Genomic DNA, 17721 nt, shown 5'->3' with positions numbered 1-17721 from the left:
AACTGCCGTTATAGACTTATCGGCAGTTTTTATTATTTAATTTGAACCATACAACATATTTAGCAAGTGCTAAATCATTTAAATCCATCCTTTATTTCTAGCAATATTCCATGCTTCAAATCGATTTTCGGCATCAAGTTTATCAATAATCGTAGATGTATAATTTCTAATTGTTCCATAAGATAAAAAGAGATGCTTGGAAATCTCTTTACTCGTATGGCCCTCACCTATCTCTCTTAAAACCAATTGTTCTTTAGGCGTTAATGGATTTTTTTCTTTAAATAGCGACGTCATCAGTGCTTCACTATATTCTTTTTCGTTATTCAATACTTTATAAATCGTTGTGACTAATTCATCTATAGAGCGTTCTTTCAATACATAAGCATCTACATCGTTCGCTACCGCTGATTCAAAATAACCGGGTCTCTTGAATGTTGTAACTATAATTACTTTCACATCAAGTTGTTGTTCTTTAATATTTCTCAATATTTCTAAACCTGTCATGCCAGGCATTTCAATATCTAAGATAGCAACCTGTGGTTGTCTTACTTTAATTAATTCATACGCTTCTTTTCCGTTACCTGAACTTCCAACTACTTCTAACTGTTCATTTAAATTAATAAGCTGAACCATTGCTTCTCTTAACATCGTTTGATCTTCTGCTAGTATGATATTTATCATCATGCGTCACCTCGAGATATTTTAATGGATATACATAAGCCATGATTCGATTGTATTTCAATCGATCCATTCATAAGGGCTACACGTTCTTTAATACTCTTCAAATCATGCTCTTTTAAATCATCCATGCCAATCCCATTGTCAATAATAGTCAATGTAATATCATTTTGTGTCTCTGTTAATGAACCAGTTACCGATGTTGCATGAGCATGTTTCAACACATTATTAATTGCCTCTCTCAAAATCATCGCCAAAATAGCTTGTTTAGCTGGACTAATACCTTTTGCTAGTTCGGCATTAAAAAATTCAAAATTTAAATTTGCATTTTTTAACAACGTTTCCATCGAAGCTACTTCTTCTTCAAATGACTGTATTTTCAAATCATTCACGATACTGCGAACTTTATTTAATGATTCCTTAGATATATTGTTAACTTCAATCATTTGTAATTTTGCTTTTTCTGAATCGCTATCAATCAGTTTGATTGCTAGTTCTGATTTTATGCTTAAACTTGCAAAAACATGACCTAACGTATCATGTAAGTCTTGTCCAATGCGATTTCGTTCTTGTTCGGCAATGAGTACATTGATATGCTTATTCTTTTCTTCCAGTGCATTTTTCATTTTTATTGTTTCACTCTGTTTGAAATTTCCAACAGTTATAAGTAATATAGCGATATGCATGACTGCTATAAAGCCTAAACTTAGCGGATCTGTGACATAAATTAAAATAAAATTAATAAGCATGACAACAATGAAAATTAAAAAGGCTATAGATTTCATTTTCACTTTCAATACATATGGTAAAATAAATGAACTAAAGAAAAAGAATAAACTCGTCGCTGGCCCGACACTATAAACAAAATAAGTGATACCAATATAATGTAAAATTAGAAAAGTATATATCATTTTTGTTGATAACACTTCCGTAAATATGGCCAAAGCAGTATATGAAATTGTAAAAATAATAAATATAATAACATACATCCAATATGACCCTTTTAAGTCAAATGTAAACAATGGTATCACTGCAAATATGAGATATACTAAACTCGATAAATCAATTACATTGACTTTCAATCTTTTAATCATATATCCACGTCTCTTCTCTTTTGAATAATAAGTGCAACTACTAAAAAGAGCATACTATAACCAACTAAAACAAAAAGTGATAAATAGTCTAGCGTCCCTCCTTTACCAATTTCATAAGCGACTTGCTTCAAATGGTAAGTCGGTGTGACATAAGCAATCTTGCGCATCCATTCAGGAAATTGACTTACAGGAAACCATAGACCGCCAAGAATAGCTAAACTTAAATACAAAATATTACCAATACTACTTGCTTTTTGAATTTCATTGATTTGTGATATCAATACCCCAACAGATAAAAAAGTACTCGCCCCAATCCATAATATTAAACCGGAAAGTAACCAATCTGAAGTTGACATTTCAACACCTTTCATAAAGTGTGCGACAATAAAAATAAGTAAGATGGCTAAAATAAACTGGAACATCATTTTAAAGACTTTAGCCATATAATATTGATGTGACTGTAGTGGTGTACGCATTAAATTTTTATACCAGCCTGTCGTCTTTTCATTAATTAAATCTATCGGGAATTGCATTAAACAAAAACTCGATAAACTAAATGCCATCATACTATACATATATTCTTTATAAAATGGTTTTTTCGCTTCTTCAGGCAAATCCAGTATAGATGTAAATAATAAATATAAAGCAAGTGGTACCAGTATAGATAGCACCAAATACACTTTCTTTCTAAATAATAATTGAATTTCTGTCTTTAAGTAATAAGTTAACATACTACTTCACCTCTTCTTTATTAAATACGGTTTCTAACAGACTTGCTTTATTGATCTCTATTTCATTCAAATCGACATGTATCGAAATGAGATATTCAATGATCATTTGTACATCTGTCGTAGTTATCCGTATTTTATGATTCTCTAATGTATATTCGAAGTGCTTACTAGATAAATTCGTTTCAACTTTGTCTTGGTATTTGCTTGGTAAACTAATGATTGATGTATGTTGACGTGTTCTTATCGTTTCCGGATTGTCATTTAAAATCACACGTCCTTTTTCCAAAACAATTACTCGGTCAGCCATACGCTCTACTTCTTCTATATAATGGGAGGTGTAAAATATCGTTACCCCGTCGTCCTTCAGCTTCGTTACAACTTCCCAAAAATGGCCACGCATTTGTACATCCATGGCACTCGTCGGTTCATCTAAAAATATACATTGGGGTTTACCTATAAGTGCGAGTGCAAAATCAAGAATCCGCTTTTGCCCACCCGATAATTTATTAGCATATTGATTTAATTGACTTTCATTAAAAAGTGTAATTTCACTAAACTCTTTTAAAGTAATGGCATCCGTATATAAATGAGCAAACAGTTGGTAAAGTTCCTTTACTTTTATTAAATCTGGAAAATTTGTTTTTTGAAACATAATCCCTAAATTTTTAGAATCCAATAATTGTGCCGTATCTAGTATTTCGCCTTTATTTGCATGTCGATCACCTATAATCATGTCTATAAGCGTAGATTTACCAGCGCCATTCGGTCCTATTAATGCAGTACAATGACCTTCATTTATATCAAACGTCACATCATCAACGACTTTTACTCGTTTATAAGTTTTAGTTAAATGTTTTATTTTAATCATTTTATACACTCCTTTCATTTCCTACTTTAAGTATGACGAATCTAATAGAAAGGCAGTAGTGAATATTGTCATAAATTACATATGACAAATGTCATTAAGTAAAATGAATATCATGAAATTATAAAGTTTACATAATATTATTATAGTTGTTTATATATTAGCTTTGGCACAAAAAAATACTGCGCAGAAAGAAATTAATCTTTCTACGCAGTATTTTCAATTAATGATATGCCATTTAAATATCTTTTGTAAATGTTAAAAATGCATGAAATTCTTGCTCGTTAGCTGAAAATGTACGTTCTTCAACTTCACGTACAGTAGAATTTAATAATTTATAACCAGATATTTCGTCTGTTTTTAAATAGTTATTAATTTCTTTTTCTAAATCATCTAGTGAAAGTGCTTTTAATGTTACTAATTTTACTTCTTGCATGATTCCATCCCCTTATGATAAGTAAATTTTATTAAGTATATTATACTATGGGGTTATATTGCACACAAATTTTAAAGGTAATTAGTCAATCTTCTTCCCATTAATAAGTCAAAGTTGACTGATAAATTCGCTTCTTCTACAATTAAAGTTCACTAAACATGAGTGAGGTGATTATCTTCTTTAAGTCAAAAGAAGTGCGTGCGTTTATTATATACTTTTTAGTAAGTCTTACATTAATCGTCTTATATTTAATACCATTTTCGCACGCAATATTTGGTTAAGCATTAGTTTCATCACTAATGTTTAAAGATAGAATGGCTCGTTAACTTTTACGAGTGCATTCTATCTTTTTTATTAAATCTGATAAATCTAATATAGCTTGAATAACTCAAATATTTGATCATTTTTTATTATTCTTATTGATACATACAAATTGGTAACACACTGTGTGTATCGGTTAATTACATGCTTTAAAAAGCGATACAGTTTTATGATTATTTTATTTTATGACCATCTATAACTCGCTAAAGGTATAGTTGGTTATTTTTAATGAGTGGGCGCAAAAAAGCAACCCAATCTATTCATAAAGAATAAATGGATTGCTTATATTCCTAGTGTTTAACCCCTTTGTTTAGCACCTAGTAAAGCTTGATGTATTGTTCTCTTTCCCATTCAGAAACTTGAGTTCTGTAGTAATCCCACTCAATTGATTTAGAGTTAATAAATTGGTGATAGATGTGATTACCAAGTGCTTGTTTGATTGGTTCGTTGTCTCTCATTGCTTTAATTGCAGTATATAAAGTTGAAGGTAAATCTTGTATACCAACCGCTTCACGTTCTTCACGGTTCATTTCATAGATATTTTGATTCACTGGTTCTGGTACTTCAAGTTTATTTTTAATACCATCTAAGCCAGCTTGTAATATTGCTGCTAATGCTAAGTAAGGATTGGCAGCCGGGTCTACTGAACGCACCTCAACACGTGTTGATAGTCCACGAGATGATGGCACACGAATTAATGGTGAACGGTTCTTACCACTCCATGCAATATAACACGGTGCTTCATAGCCAGGAACAAGACGTTTATATGAGTTAACTAATGGATTACATACGCCTGTAAATCCACGTGCATTTTTTAAGATACCTGCTACGAAATGGAAAGCATCTTTAGTCATTTGCATATCACCATTTGGATCAAAGAACGCATTCTCTTTACCTTTGAATAATGACATATTAAAATGCATACCGCTTCCGTTAACGCCAAATAATGGTTTTGGCATAAATGTTGCATGTAAGTTATGTTGACGCGCAATTGTTTTAACTACAAGCTTAAATGTTTGAATATTATCACATGCTGTAATTGCATCTGCATATTTGAAATCAATTTCATGTTGTCCAGGTGCAACTTCATGGTGACTCGCTTCAATATCAAAGCCCATATCTTCTAATTCTAATACAATATCACGACGACAATTTTCACCTAAATCCGTTGGTGCAAGGTCAAAGTAACCACCATCATCATTTAATTCTAATGTTGGCTCTCCTTTTTCATCTAATTTGAATAAGAAGAATTCTGGTTCAGGTCCTAAGTTCAATTCAGAAAAACCTAATTCTCTCATATCATTTAAGACACGTTTTAAGTTTGCACGTGGATCCCCTTCAAATGGTGTACCATCTGTTTTGTAAATATCACAAATAAGTCGTGCAACTTTTCCTTGACCAGCAGTCCATGGGAAAATAACCCAAGTATCTAAATCTGGATATAAGTACATATCAGATTCTTCAATACGTACGAACCCTTCAATTGAAGATCCGTCAAACATCATTTCGTTATCTAATACTTTCTCTAATTGACTTACTGGTACTTCAACGTTTTTAATAACGCCTAATATATCTGTAAATTGTAGTCGTAAGTATCTTACATTTTCCTCTTTAGCAAACTTATGAATATCTTCTTTTGTAAATGAACGTTTTGGCATAATATATGTCCCCCGTATTTTTATTTAATAAAACGTGATAAGTCACCACGATTTATTGGAATTGCTTCTCGCTGTGGTTTCTGTGTAGCTTCAACTATCATTTGTTTTCTTGTCTCTTGTTCATCATCAGTAAGGTGATCTTGTTCATCATTAATAATTTGTTTAATACCTTTAATATTGAACCCTTTTTCAATTAACTTCTTAATTTCAAGTAAGCGTTCTAAATCATTTAATGAAAAAAGTCTTTTGTTTCCTTCTGATCGTTGTGGCTTAACGAGTTCATGTGTTTCATAATAACGAATTTGCCTAGCAGACAATTCACTTAACTTTGTTACAACACTCATAGGGAAAACGGGCATACTTCGTCGTAATGTATCATTTGACTTCAATCCGATCACCTCTACTTTTGAACTTGTAATAAATTTAGCATAATAATCAGATTAATTCAAAGATATGTAAGGTTTTCTAACATGAAGTTCTCATCCCTTGATATGACTACTTTCATCTGTTAATTCGTCGTCTTAAATCTATAATTTTTAGAAAATTCCTTAAATTTATTCAAAAAAAATCCATATATATGGGATTATAAATTAAAATAGCATGTATATACTATCTCTTTTTACAAAACATATATGGAAGTTCATTCAAAAATCAAATCAATTGTTGTGATTTTAGATTTCTCGCTGCTCTTGAGACAGCTAATTTTACGTGTTCATATGTTAATCCGCCTTGAACATAGGCTTCAAATGGCGGTCTAATTGGCCCATCAGCAGAAAGTTCAATAGAAGATCCTTGTACAAATGTCCCTGCCGCCATGATTACATCGTCTTCATATCCTGGCATATAAGCTGGCTCAGGACTGAAATGTGCATTAATGGGAGAGGCTTGTTGTATACTTTGACAAAACTGAATCATTTGTTCTTTATTCTCAAAAGAAACCGTTTGAATTAAATCTGTTCGCGCTTCATCGTATCTTGGACTTGTTCGCATATCCATCTTCTCTAGAAGAAGACTTGTAAATAAAGCCCCTTTCAAACTTTGACTAACAACATGTGGTGCCAAAAAGAACCCTTGATACATTTCTTGTAACGAATTGAGTGATGCACCTGCTTCTTTACCTATACCAGGCGCAGTTAGACGATAACCACAACGTGCAATTAAATCTTTTTTTCCTGCAATATAACCGCCGATTTTTGCTAAACCGCCACCTGGATTTTTAATTAATGAGCCTGCAATTAAATCCGCTCCACATTCAATAGGTTCACGTTCTTCTACAAATTCACCATAGCAATTATCGACAAAAATAATGATTTCTGGATATTGCACCTTAATTTGTTGTATGGCCTTTTCGATTAAATTTAAATTGATAGAAGGACGTTGGTCATAGCCTTTGGAACGTTGGATAGCGATGACTTTTGTTCGACTATGAATTTGTTGCATTACCGTTTCTATATCTATATCACCATGTTTCAAATCCACTTTATTATATTGGACGCCATGTTCTTTAAGACTTTCAATACCATTGCCATTGATACCAATGACCTCTAATAAAGTATCATAAGGATTGCCAGTGATATATAATAACTCATCACCATGTTTCAAAGTACTTTGCAGCGCAATCGTGATTGCATGTGTACCAGAGATGATTTGAGGTCTAACTAAAGCATCTTCTGCTTTAAACGTGTGTGCATAAATTTCTTCAAGATGATCTCTACCAAAATCATCATACCCGTAACCTGTCGTCCCTTGTAAATCACTTTCAGTAGCTTTCACTTCATGAAACGCATTAAGTACTTTTTCCTGATTAACAAAGGCGGTTTCTTCTATTGCTTTAAAATATGGCGCTAATGTAGCCTCTGTGTCCGCAATCAGTTGTTTCATCTCTTCCATTTTCATAACTTCCTTCTATTCTTTTTTGTATCCTTTAACTTGATAATTAGCATTTATCTCGTCAAATACTAATTCTGATATCAGCGTATGTTGTTTTAAAAAGTATAAGCGATCTGCATTTGCACTCGGTACACTTTCTTCATAATAAGTAAGCACTTGTTTAATTTGATTAAATAACAATGATTTTACTTTCTCTATATCTTTTTCATCTTTACTAGAAACAAATACATGAGGTTTGTTTGTAGCTGGTAATGAGCCATCATGCAAATCTTTCTTGTTAAAAATGATGGCCTGAGGTATTTGTCCCATATCTAAATCATTTACAATTTGATTAACGGTATCATATTGCGCGCGATATTCAGGATGACTACTATCGACAACATGTAATAATAAATCTGCATTTTTTGCTTCTTCTAAAGTTGATTTAAAAGCCGCTATAAGCGTTGTTGGTAGTTTTTGAATAAATCCTACTGTATCTGAAATGATGAGATTAAAGCCGTCGTTTATCTGTATCTGTCTCGTTTTGGGATCAAGTGTGGCGAAAAGCAGTTTTTTTTCATAAGTAGATTCCTTTGCTAATGCATTAAACCAAGACGATTTCCCAGCATTAGTATAACCTACCAATGCTACTTGAAATACATGATTTTGTTCTCTTTTATTACGATAGCGTTCACGGTGTTCTACTACCGTTTCTAATTGGTGTTTAATCTCATTCATTCTCGTTCTGATGTGTCTACGGTCCATTTCTAATTTCGTTTCACCAGGACCTCTTGTTCCGATGCCGCCACCTAGTCGAGACAAACTTCGGCCATGACCCTGCAATCTGGGCATAAGATAATCTAATTGCGCTAATTCTACTTGTAGTTTACCTTCTTTACTACGTGCGCGTAGAGCAAATATTTCTAATATAAGCTGCGTTCTATCAATTATTTTGACGTTTAAATTACCATTTAAAGTTTTGGATTGTGCAGTTGTAAGCTCATCATTGGCTACAACAACGTCTATGTCATGAAATTCAACATATGCTTTAATTTCATCCAATTTACCTTTACCAACATAAAATTTATTGTCTACGTTAGTTCTATTTTGGCTAAACTGTGCTTTTACGTTTAATTGGCATGTCTGAGATAAAGACGCTAATTCTTCCATTGTTGACTCAAAGTTAAAGTCTTCATCCGTTTGAGCATGTACTCCAACTAATATTGCTGTTTCTAAACTCTGTTCCGTTGTATATGTTTGTTGTTGGGTCATAACATGCACCTCTTTTCAAAGTATTCTTTGCCATTCTATCATAGTGCCAAAATAAAGACTATAAACTTAAATTATGTTAAATTAATAAAAAGAGGTGAAGTATTATGACTATTTACGACATAGAAGTGCAAAAACCAAATGGAGATGCTTATAAATTAGATGCTTATAAAAACAAAGTGATGTTAATTGTAAACACGGCTAGTGAATGTGGATTTACACCACAATTTGAAGGGCTACAAGCATTATATGATAAGTATAAAGAGCAAGATTTCATCATTTTAGGATTCCCTTGTAATCAATTTGGTGGCCAAGAACCTGGTACAGGTGAGGAAGCTACTCAAAACTGTAAAATCAATTACGGTGTTTCTTTCCCAATGCATGAAAAAATTGATGTTAAAGGTGAACAACAACATCCTCTATTTAAATTTTTAACTGAAGCTCAAAATGGATTTTTCAATGAAAAAATAAAATGGAATTTCACTAAATTTTTAGTGGATAAAAATGGCGATGTGGTTCAACGTTTTTCACCACAGAAAAAACCAAGTCAATTGGAATCAGAAATTGAAGCATTACTATAACTGAAAATACAATTTTATATATGATATTAAAAAGCATTGTCGTATCCTTACTTAAACACGGCAATGCTTTTTTATACAAAAAACCGAGGTTGAAACATTTATTTGTTCCAACCTCGGTTTTACTTAAGTATTTTTTAAATGTAAATTAACTTTCTTCAGTTGTGGCTGCTTCGTCAATAGTGAAGGTACTTATGGCGTGCTTATAAATAAGGTGTTGTTTTCCTTGAGATAATAAACATACGATGTATTTATCGTAATCTTCAATCGTACCTTTCATTTGAAAACCATTCACTAAAAATACAATTATTTTTGTTTGATCAGCCTTAAATTGTCCTAGGAATTTGTCTTGGATGTTTTCTGTTGTATTCATTTTATGTTCTCCTTTTCTGTATTTGGACTGAAACTTCATCTAACATTAGTGAAAGTGACATTTTCTCTCTATCTAACCACAAAACGTCTAATTTGTTCTTAAACCAAGTCATTTGTCGTTTAGCATAATTTCTAGAATGTTGCTTTAATTTATTAGTTGCCTCATCTAGACTAATTTGTCCGTTAATAACGGGTACAATCTCTTTATAGCCAATTGCTTGCATACTTTGACTTGTTTCATAACCATTTTCAACGAGTTGTTTCACTTCACTTAATAATCCACGTTCCAACATTATATCAACACGTGTATTAATTCTTTGATATAATATGTCACGCGACATTTCTATCCCTAATAATAATGTATCATAATTTTCTGTAAATTGTTGTACTTTCTTACGTGAACTCAAAAGTTTTTTTGTTTTTAAATAATATTGTATAGCACGTCTAACTCTTTTTCGATTATTGGGATGAATATCTTGCGCAGAAATTTCATCAAACGATGCCAAATACTGATGTAATTCATCATTTGATAGTTGATCAAGTTCCGCTAGCTGCGTTTCTACACTTTCGCTATGCGCTTCTGAAATAGTTTCATCTTCGAAGGCATAATCATAAATAAGTGATTGTATGTATAAACCTGTGCCACCTGCAATGATTGGCACACGGCCTCTATGAGTAATTTCTTTGATTAATTTTTGTGCTCTGTTTTTGAATTCATAAGCCGAAAAAGGTTCATCGGGTTCTAATATGTCTATCATATGATGTGGTATGCCAGACATCTCATCAAGTGTTATTTTTGCTGTGCCGATGTCCATATTTTTATAAACTTGCATTGAATCTCCACTGATAATTTCACCGTTATATTTTTTGGCTAATTCAATACTAAATTCAGTCTTACCTACTGCAGTTGGTCCAACAAGAACAACTATAAAGGGCTTGTCGTTTTCCACGTGTATCATCTCTCTTTATTTATTTGCTATTTACTTTTTCTTTTTTAAAATTTGTTTTTCTATCCATTCATACATATGATGCCATGTTTCAACATAGCCTTTTTCAAAAAGTACTTCATGTCTTTTATTTTTATACAGTTGTACTGTGATATGTTTAATACCTGCTTTTTTATATAATCTACCCAGTTTCCTAATCCCTTTACCATAGTCTCCTAGAGGATCATCTTTACCTGAAATTAACAATACAGGAAGATTGGCGTTCATTTGTTTTATATTTTTCATTCGACTTGTTGATACCATTTGTTTCATAACTTGATAAATCAACTGATTTGAGACTAAAAATCCTGTATATGGATCTTTTATAAATTGTTCTACTTCATTCGCATCACTAGAGAGCCAGTCACTTGCCGTTTTTTGGTTATTAATATTTTTATTAAACGATTTATACATTATTTTGTTTAACCAATCTAATCTACGATGTTTTCCTAACACCAATGTAATTATTTTTAGTAATGTACAAATGGAAATGCTCAAAAAGGTTGGATATTGCGTTGTTCCGGTTAATATCATACCTTGAGCTGCATCTGGATATCTTTGAGCGAATATACGTCCCACAATTGATCCCATTGAATGTCCTATAATAATATATGGGATATGTTGATAATGTGAACACACCGTTTCAGCAATTTCATATGCATCTTCCGCAACTTGAGACAGGTCATCAATTTGTCCACGTTCATCTTCATTTATATCTTTGCCATGGCCCCGATGATTATGTCGTAACACATCATAACCTTGTTGGTTTAATGATTTCACAAGCTGATCATATCGATCCATATGCTCTGCCATTCCATGAAGTATATGCACGACACCGATAGTTGTTTTTTTAGCTTTATTCAATTTAACTTCTATCATTGTGCCATCTGCAACTGTAATTTTAAATTCATTTTTACTCATGTTATAGGCCTCCCATACTTTACGACTTATATTTTTGTATATTATACAATATACCTTCAAATGAGCATGTTATCAAATAGTACGCAATCAGCTCAGTATGTACAAACATTGTTTTAATAAAAGTATTTTCAAATTTTAATCATGCTTTAAATTACCATTTTGGGTTAAAAAAACAGCTGCCAACCTCGCAAAGTTAGCAGCTATTTCTATTTAAATTATATTATTGAAAAAGTACTTTAAATTATTCTTTTACTGCTGGTTGATGATTACCAGTTTGTGCTTCATCAATTGCAATTTGTAATTCTTTTGTATAAGCTTCTTTTTCAATATTTGTGTATCCTAATAAGCCAGCCATGACATCAATAACTTGTTCTTTATAATTTAAGACGTCATCAATTTTGAAGTATAGTTTACCTGTACGACGAATAAAGAAGTCTGTTGGACGATATACCATTTCGTTTTGGATTGAATAAACTAATTCAGTATAAATGTCTAAAGGTAAACCAGTTTCTTGATATTGTGCTGTTTGTGCAATCTTGAATAGTTCTTCAGCATTTGAACCGTATTTTGAAGCAAAGTGACGTGCAGTTGACTCATCAATTTGATAAGATTTTGCTTCTTCAACTTTTTGTTCAATAAACTTATCGAAGTTCGCACTACCACCAACATCTCCTCCTGAGATAGTTAAGTGTTTCGTCGCACATTTATCAAATTTAAGACCGAATTCTGATTTCAAGCGTTTAGATAGTAAATCCACAATTTCAAGTGCCATATGACGATAACCAGTTAATTTACCACCAGCAATTGTTAATAAACCAGATTTACCTTCCCATACTTCATCTTTACGTGAAATTTCAGATGGATCTTTACCTTCTTCTAAGATTAACGGTCTGACACCTGCCCATGAAGATTCAATATCTTCATCAGCTACATTTACATCTGGGAACATGTAATTAATAGCATCGATGAGATAGTCTCTATCTTCTTGGTTAGCTAATGGTGAAGTTTTATTGTTGTCATAGAACGTATCAGTCGTACCAACATATGCTTTACCTTCACGAGGAATAGCGAAAATCATACGTCCATCTTTTTCAGTATCGAAATAAACTGCTTGACCTAATGGGAATTTAGATTGATCAATAACAATGTGAACACCTTTTGTTAAACGTAATTGTTTATTGTTACGTGCATAGTCTCCACTGCGAACTTCATCTACCCATGGGCCACTTGCATTAATGACTTTTTTAGCTTTGATTGGATACGTTTCATTATTGATTTGATCTTCAACTTGAATACCGTTGACTTTTTCATTTGAATCATAAGTGAAATGTACTGATTTTGTATGATTAATAACTTTCGCACCTTTTTCTTCTGCACGTTTCATAACTTCAATAGTTAGACGCGCATCATCTGTACGATATTCAACATAAGAACCGCCACCTTTTAGACCAGCTTTTTTAACTAATGGTTCTTTTTCTAATGTTTCTTTAGCATTTAACATTGTTTTACGTTCAGCTTTCTTAACACCTGCTAATCTATCATACATTGCTAATCCAATAGAAGTAGTGAATTTGCCCATTGAACCGCCTTTATGCATTGGTAAAAGCATACGTTCTGGTGTAGTAACATGCGGTCCATTTTCATAAACAATCGCACGTTCACGACCAGTTTCAGCTACCACTCCAACTTGAAGTTGTTTTAAGTAACGTAACCCACCATGTACCAATTTCGTAGAACGTGAGCTTGTTCCTTGTGCAAAGTCTTGCATTTCAACAAGTGCAACTTTCATACCTCTTTCACTTGCATCTAAAGCAATACCAGCACCAGTGATACCTCCGCCAATGATAACGACATCAAATTCTTGATCTTTTAAATCTTTTTTTATTTGTTCTCTTTTCAACGTTGATAAACTCATAATAAACAAGCGCCTCCTAAAGTATTAAAAAAAGAGAGATTAATCCCATACATATATAATTGTACGAATTGAATCTCTCATTTCTCATCTCGATATTATTAACTTACCCGTATTGTAGCATATATAACAATATTAAGTCTAATTTTTTACTCATCTTCTAATTTAAATACTTGTGTTGCTTCTACAGCTTTCTTCCAACCTTTATAAAATCTTTCTCTATCTTTTTCAATCATATCTGGTTGGAATTCTTTTTCTAAGTTCCAACGATTAGCAATTTCATCTTTACTATCCCAGAAACCTACAGCTAAACCTGCTAAGTACGCTGCACCTAATGCTGTTGTTTCATTAATTTCTGGACGCTCAACACCTACGTCTAATAAATCAGCTTGGAATTGCATAATAAAATTATTTTTTACCGCGCCACCATCAACACGTAAATTATTTACTTTGATGCCAGAATCTTTTTCCATTGCTTCTAATACATCACGTGTTTGGTAACAAAGTGATTCCAATGTTGCACGGATGAAATGCTCTTTTTCTGTACCGCGTGTTAATCCAAAGATTGCACCACGTGCATCTGCGTCCCAGTATGGTGTACCAAGACCTACAAATGCAGGCACGACATATACACCCTCTGTTGATTCAATACGTTCAGCATAATTTTCAGATTGTGGCGCTGAATTAATCATTCTTAATCCATCTCTTAGCCATTGAATTGCAGAACCTGAAACAAATATTGAACCTTCTAAAGCATAATTCACTTTACCGTCCAAACCATAAGCAATCGTAGTTAATAAACCACTCTTAGATGAAACAGCTTCTTCACCTGTATTCATCAACATGAATCCACCCGTACCGTAAGTATTTTTTACATCTCCACGGTCGAAACAAGCTTGTCCGAATAATGCTGCTTGTTGGTCGCCAGCAATACCTGAAATAGGTACTTCTTCACCAAAGAAATGATAATCAATTGTGTGTGCATAAACTTCACTTGATGCTTTGACTTCAGGTAACATTGTATTAGGAATTTCTAAAATATCTAATAATTCTTGATCCCATTCTAAATCATAAATATTATAAATTAATGTACGACTTGCATTTGTATAATCTGTAATATGCGCTTGTCCACCTGATAATTTCCAAACAAGCCATGAATCAATCGTACCAAATAATAAATCACCGTTATCTGCTTTTTCTCTTGCACCTTCCACATTATCTAAAATCCATTTCACTTTTGTACCTGCAAAATAAGGATCTAAAAGCAAACCAGTTTTATTGCGGAATTTATCTTCAAGGCCTTGTTCTTTTAAGTCTTGACAAATACCTTGTGTTTGACGAGATTGCCATACAATTGCATGATATATAGGACGTGACGTATGTTTATCCCACACAACTGTTGTTTCACGTTGGTTTGTGATACCAATACTAGCAATTTGTTCTGCTCCTACATTGCTTTCATTTAATACTTCTGCCATAACAGCTAAAACAGATGTCCAAATTTCATTAGCATCATGTTCTACCCAACCAGATTTTGGAAAGAATTGTTTGAATTCACGTTGTGCGACACCTTTAATTTTACCTTCTTTATCAAAAAGAATTGCTCTTGAACTTGTTGTTCCTTGGTCAATTGATAAAATATATTTTTCCATAATTAAAATCTCCCTCTTATCTCGTTTATCGCGGCTATATATATGTAACTCGTTTTTACACGTTATTATACACATTGCCATATATTCATTTTTACAGACATTAATCTAAATCATAAATTGTTATAATATAAAGCCTACTTATAGTTTAACTTATAAACAGGACTGTTTAAAACTTAATCAATATACAGATTCGATACCTTTTGCACTTTTAGCTTTATTTAACACTACACCAAGCGCAATAGTAACAATTAGTAATACAATCGCTACAACTGACATTGTATCAAACGCGCCTTTATAGAATAATCTATAAATGACTGCACCAATCATTCCTCCAGTAATTGGGCCTAAAACTGGCACAATCGCATAGCTCCAATTAGATTTCCCTTTCCCAGCAATTGGTAATATCGCATGTGCAATACGAGGTCCTAAATCACGCGCGGGATTAATGGCATAGCCAGTTGGTCCACCTAAACTTAAACCAATCGCTACAATTAAACCGCCAACGATTAATGGATTTAATCCATCAGCAATTTTATTCATCCCAATAAATAGTAATCCTAAAGTAAGTGTAGCAGTACCAATGATTTCACTTAAAAAGTTGGCAAAATAATTTTTAATTGCTGGTGCTGTAGAGAATACACCTAATTTTGCGCCTTGATCTTCTGTTTGTTTCCAATGTGCTAAATACATTAACCAAACTAAAACACCACCGAAAATACCGCCGAGCATTTGACAAACGATATAGCCTGGTACCATACTCCAACTTAACGCGCCGTCCATAGCAAACGCTAATGTAACTGCGGGATTTAAATGCGCTCCGGAAATATTTCCAACCGCATATACACCCATTGAAACTGCAAGCCCCCAACCTAATGCAATAACAATCCAATCTGCACCGTTACCGGCACTTTTTTTCAAATTGACGTTGGCACAAACGCCACCCCCAAATAATACTAGTATTGCTGTTCCCAAAAATTCAGCAAAATACACACTCATAGAGACTCCTCCTAAAAAAAGATAGAGAGATTCCTACAATTATAGCCAGTTGCGAACCACCGGTTTAATTACTGTAGAAATCTCCCATCTCTGTTCTATTTATTAACTTGTGTTCATCTTACACCGATTTTGTAAGCGTTGTCAATCTTTTTGTAAAAATCTTGTCACATTTCAAGTGATATTGACAGCATTTTCCTTGATTTTAAATTGTTTTTTATTACAATCTATTTTTGCTTGTAAACCATACGGTAGCATGTGCTTAGGCTCATTATGACCAAAAGACATGTTGTATAATACTGGTATATTCGTGTAATTGTATTGTTTCAATACATCTAATATTTTTTCTTTATAAGCTGTGTAATACACATTATCAAATGGTTTACCTATAATCATTCCATTGCACTGTTTTAATGCATCTTGTTGAATTAATTGGACCAACATCGCTTCAAATGCTTGAGGATCTGGTGTATCTTCAGATGTTTCTAAAAATATAATAGCATCTTCAAAATCTGTCTTATTTGGAAATAAGTCCGTGTTTATTAAACTAGTCAATGTTTCCAAATTCCCACCAATTAAGTGTTCTTGTTGAATACCATATCCTTGAATCAACTCATAACCTTGTTGTTGTATCGTTTGTCTAGCAATCATTTTATTTTCTATATGCCACGCTAATCCAAATGGTCTAATATACTTTGCTGAAAGAATCTCACCTATTATATTAGTATTAAACCAAAATTTCTCTATATCTCGAACCGTATAATCGTCCATAGCAATATTTTCTGCAAAATCTGTCAGTAATGCAGGCCCATAAAAACTGACAACACCCATTTTATAAAACATCATATGAACTGTGGTTGAATCAGAATAGCCCGAAAAAATTTTTGGGTGCTCCCGTAGTGCTTCTAGATTCACAAATGGCAATATTTTAATAGCATAATCACCACCAATACAGCTGATAATACCCTTTATTGTGGGATCTTTAACGGCATTATTAAAATCTTCAGCCCGCGCTTCGGGATGTTGGCTAATATAAGTTCTTCCTTTTAAAGCATTTGGCATTACCTTCACATTTAAACCAAATACATATTTCAATCGATTAATACCTTGATACGTACGCCATAACATGTCAGTTTCACCAGCTAGTCCTGATGATAAAGAAACAATTGCTACCGTATCGCCACGCTTTAATTGTTTTGGTTTAATCATCAAATCACCCCTTAACACAATCTAATAAAATTTCACTAATCATAACATATATATTGAATCCTTTAACAATATCAGAAAAAAAGGCTAGCGCTAACAGAGTATCGCTAATATCTTTGTCAAATAGCAATATTATCTCTGTGTTTGGCTAGCCTAGCTTTTATCTTAAATTTTGTTTAA

Annotated in this window: 17 protein-coding genes; 1 reads left to right on the top strand and 16 read right to left on the bottom strand. The window is 32.9% G+C overall.

Annotated features, from left to right (window positions below):
- Window positions 1-78 precede the first annotated feature (78 nt).
- The 9 genes from KA893_RS10250 to hflX form a co-directional block, all read right to left on the bottom strand.
- Window positions 79-681, bottom strand: coding sequence for a response regulator transcription factor (locus KA893_RS10250; protein WP_037538489.1), 603 nt, complete (start codon window positions 679-681; stop codon window positions 79-81).
- The gene (locus tag KA893_RS10245; RefSeq protein WP_002483405.1) at window positions 681-1772 is read right to left on the bottom strand and encodes a sensor histidine kinase; all 1092 of its coding nucleotides are present in this window, start codon (window positions 1770-1772) and stop codon (window positions 681-683) included. The genes KA893_RS10250 and KA893_RS10245 overlap by 1 nt, the downstream gene beginning before the upstream one ends.
- Window positions 1769-2503, bottom strand: coding sequence for an ABC transporter permease (locus KA893_RS10240; protein WP_194440732.1), 735 nt, complete (start codon window positions 2501-2503; stop codon window positions 1769-1771). The genes KA893_RS10245 and KA893_RS10240 overlap by 4 nt, the downstream gene beginning before the upstream one ends.
- Before the next feature lies 1 nt (window position 2504).
- Complete coding sequence (locus KA893_RS10235; RefSeq protein WP_048787413.1) at window positions 2505-3371, bottom strand: ABC transporter ATP-binding protein; 867 nt, start codon at window positions 3369-3371, stop codon at window positions 2505-2507.
- Window positions 3372-3606: 235 nt separating this feature from the next.
- A complete protein-coding gene (locus KA893_RS10230) occupies window positions 3607-3804 on the bottom strand; it encodes a hypothetical protein (protein WP_002483408.1) in 198 nt (65 codons plus the stop codon).
- A 638-nt stretch (window positions 3805-4442) separates the two neighbouring features.
- Complete coding sequence (gene glnA, locus KA893_RS10225; RefSeq protein ID WP_002483409.1) at window positions 4443-5783, bottom strand: type I glutamate--ammonia ligase; 1341 nt, start codon at window positions 5781-5783, stop codon at window positions 4443-4445.
- Window positions 5784-5803: 20 nt separating this feature from the next.
- The gene (locus KA893_RS10220; RefSeq protein WP_041080483.1) at window positions 5804-6172 is read right to left on the bottom strand and encodes a MerR family transcriptional regulator; all 369 of its coding nucleotides are present in this window, start codon (window positions 6170-6172) and stop codon (window positions 5804-5806) included.
- Between the two features lie 262 nt (window positions 6173-6434).
- Window positions 6435-7673: a methionine gamma-lyase family protein gene (locus KA893_RS10215; protein WP_069844449.1), complete on the bottom strand. Its 1239-nt coding sequence runs from the start codon at window positions 7671-7673 to the stop codon at window positions 6435-6437.
- A gap of 15 nt (window positions 7674-7688) precedes the next feature.
- Window positions 7689-8924 (bottom strand): GTPase HflX, encoded by a 1236-nt coding sequence (hflX, locus tag KA893_RS10210; RefSeq protein WP_047503666.1) that lies wholly within the window; start codon window positions 8922-8924, stop codon window positions 7689-7691.
- 101 nt (window positions 8925-9025) lie between these two features.
- Between hflX and KA893_RS10205 the strand changes: the two genes are divergently transcribed.
- On the top strand, window positions 9026-9502 hold the full coding sequence (locus KA893_RS10205) for a glutathione peroxidase (protein WP_370874426.1): 477 nt from the start codon (window positions 9026-9028) through the stop codon (window positions 9500-9502).
- Window positions 9503-9647: 145 nt separating this feature from the next.
- Here KA893_RS10205 and hfq read toward each other — a convergent pair whose 3' ends face one another.
- The 7 genes from hfq to KA893_RS10170 all read right to left on the bottom strand — a co-directional run bounded on the left by hfq (window position 9648) and on the right by KA893_RS10170 (window position 17544).
- Entirely contained in the window at window positions 9648-9872 is a 225-nt protein-coding gene (hfq, locus tag KA893_RS10200) for an RNA chaperone Hfq (RefSeq protein ID WP_002483414.1), read from the bottom strand.
- Between the two features lies 1 nt (window position 9873).
- The gene (gene miaA / locus KA893_RS10195; protein WP_041080479.1) at window positions 9874-10830 is read right to left on the bottom strand and encodes a tRNA (adenosine(37)-N6)-dimethylallyltransferase MiaA; all 957 of its coding nucleotides are present in this window, start codon (window positions 10828-10830) and stop codon (window positions 9874-9876) included.
- Window positions 10831-10851: 21 nt separating this feature from the next.
- Window positions 10852-11778, bottom strand: a complete 927-nt coding sequence (locus tag KA893_RS10190) for an alpha/beta hydrolase (RefSeq protein ID WP_037538506.1) — start codon at window positions 11776-11778, stop codon at window positions 10852-10854.
- Between the two features lie 241 nt (window positions 11779-12019).
- Window positions 12020-13693, bottom strand: coding sequence for a glycerol-3-phosphate dehydrogenase/oxidase (locus tag KA893_RS10185; protein ID WP_002483417.1), 1674 nt, complete (start codon window positions 13691-13693; stop codon window positions 12020-12022).
- A gap of 146 nt (window positions 13694-13839) precedes the next feature.
- Window positions 13840-15342: a glycerol kinase GlpK gene (glpK, locus tag KA893_RS10180; protein ID WP_002483418.1), complete on the bottom strand. Its 1503-nt coding sequence runs from the start codon at window positions 15340-15342 to the stop codon at window positions 13840-13842.
- Window positions 15343-15519: 177 nt separating this feature from the next.
- Window positions 15520-16338, bottom strand: a complete 819-nt coding sequence (locus tag KA893_RS10175) for an MIP/aquaporin family protein (protein WP_002483419.1) — start codon at window positions 16336-16338, stop codon at window positions 15520-15522.
- A gap of 171 nt (window positions 16339-16509) precedes the next feature.
- Window positions 16510-17544 carry a S66 family peptidase gene (locus KA893_RS10170; protein WP_194375949.1) on the bottom strand — a complete coding sequence of 345 codons (1035 nt, stop codon included), beginning with the start codon at window positions 17542-17544 and terminating at the stop codon, window positions 16510-16512.
- Between the last annotated feature and the right edge of the window lie 177 nt (window positions 17545-17721).

This window comes from Staphylococcus sp. GDY8P126P (assembly GCF_017891965.1).
Classification (GTDB): Bacteria; Bacillota; Bacilli; order Staphylococcales; family Staphylococcaceae; genus Staphylococcus; species Staphylococcus saprophyticus.
This window is presented reverse-complemented; position numbering and strand designations above follow the sequence as displayed.

Bases quoted from the DNA above. Each gene is read 5' to 3' on its own strand.
- hfq (WP_002483414.1), bottom strand. From the start codon at position 9,872: ATGAATACAACAGAAAACATCCAAGACAAATTCCTAGGACAATTTAAG.
- KA893_RS10230 (WP_002483408.1), bottom strand. From the start codon at position 3,804: ATGCAAGAAGTAAAATTAGTAACATTAAAAGCACTTTCACTAGATGAT.
- KA893_RS10185 (WP_002483417.1), bottom strand. From the start codon at position 13,693: ATGAGTTTATCAACGTTGAAAAGAGAACAAATAAAAAAAGATTTAAAA.
- KA893_RS10170 (WP_194375949.1), bottom strand. From the start codon at position 17,544: ATGATTAAACCAAAACAATTAAAGCGTGGCGATACGGTAGCAATTGTT.
- KA893_RS10190 (WP_037538506.1), bottom strand. From the start codon at position 11,778: ATGAGTAAAAATGAATTTAAAATTACAGTTGCAGATGGCACAATGATA.
- KA893_RS10215 (WP_069844449.1), bottom strand. From the start codon at position 7,673: ATGGAAGAGATGAAACAACTGATTGCGGACACAGAGGCTACATTAGCG.
- hflX (WP_047503666.1), bottom strand. From the start codon at position 8,924: ATGACCCAACAACAAACATATACAACGGAACAGAGTTTAGAAACAGCA.
- KA893_RS10250 (WP_037538489.1), bottom strand. From the start codon at position 681: ATGATAAATATCATACTAGCAGAAGATCAAACGATGTTAAGAGAAGCA.
- KA893_RS10235 (WP_048787413.1), bottom strand. From the start codon at position 3,371: ATGATTAAAATAAAACATTTAACTAAAACTTATAAACGAGTAAAAGTC.
- glnA (WP_002483409.1), bottom strand. From the start codon at position 5,783: ATGCCAAAACGTTCATTTACAAAAGAAGATATTCATAAGTTTGCTAAA.
- KA893_RS10245 (WP_002483405.1), bottom strand. From the start codon at position 1,772: ATGATTAAAAGATTGAAAGTCAATGTAATTGATTTATCGAGTTTAGTA.
- miaA (WP_041080479.1), bottom strand. From the start codon at position 10,830: ATGATACACGTGGAAAACGACAAGCCCTTTATAGTTGTTCTTGTTGGA.
- KA893_RS10175 (WP_002483419.1), bottom strand. From the start codon at position 16,338: ATGAGTGTGTATTTTGCTGAATTTTTGGGAACAGCAATACTAGTATTA.
- glpK (WP_002483418.1), bottom strand. From the start codon at position 15,342: ATGGAAAAATATATTTTATCAATTGACCAAGGAACAACAAGTTCAAGA.
- KA893_RS10240 (WP_194440732.1), bottom strand. From the start codon at position 2,503: ATGTTAACTTATTACTTAAAGACAGAAATTCAATTATTATTTAGAAAG.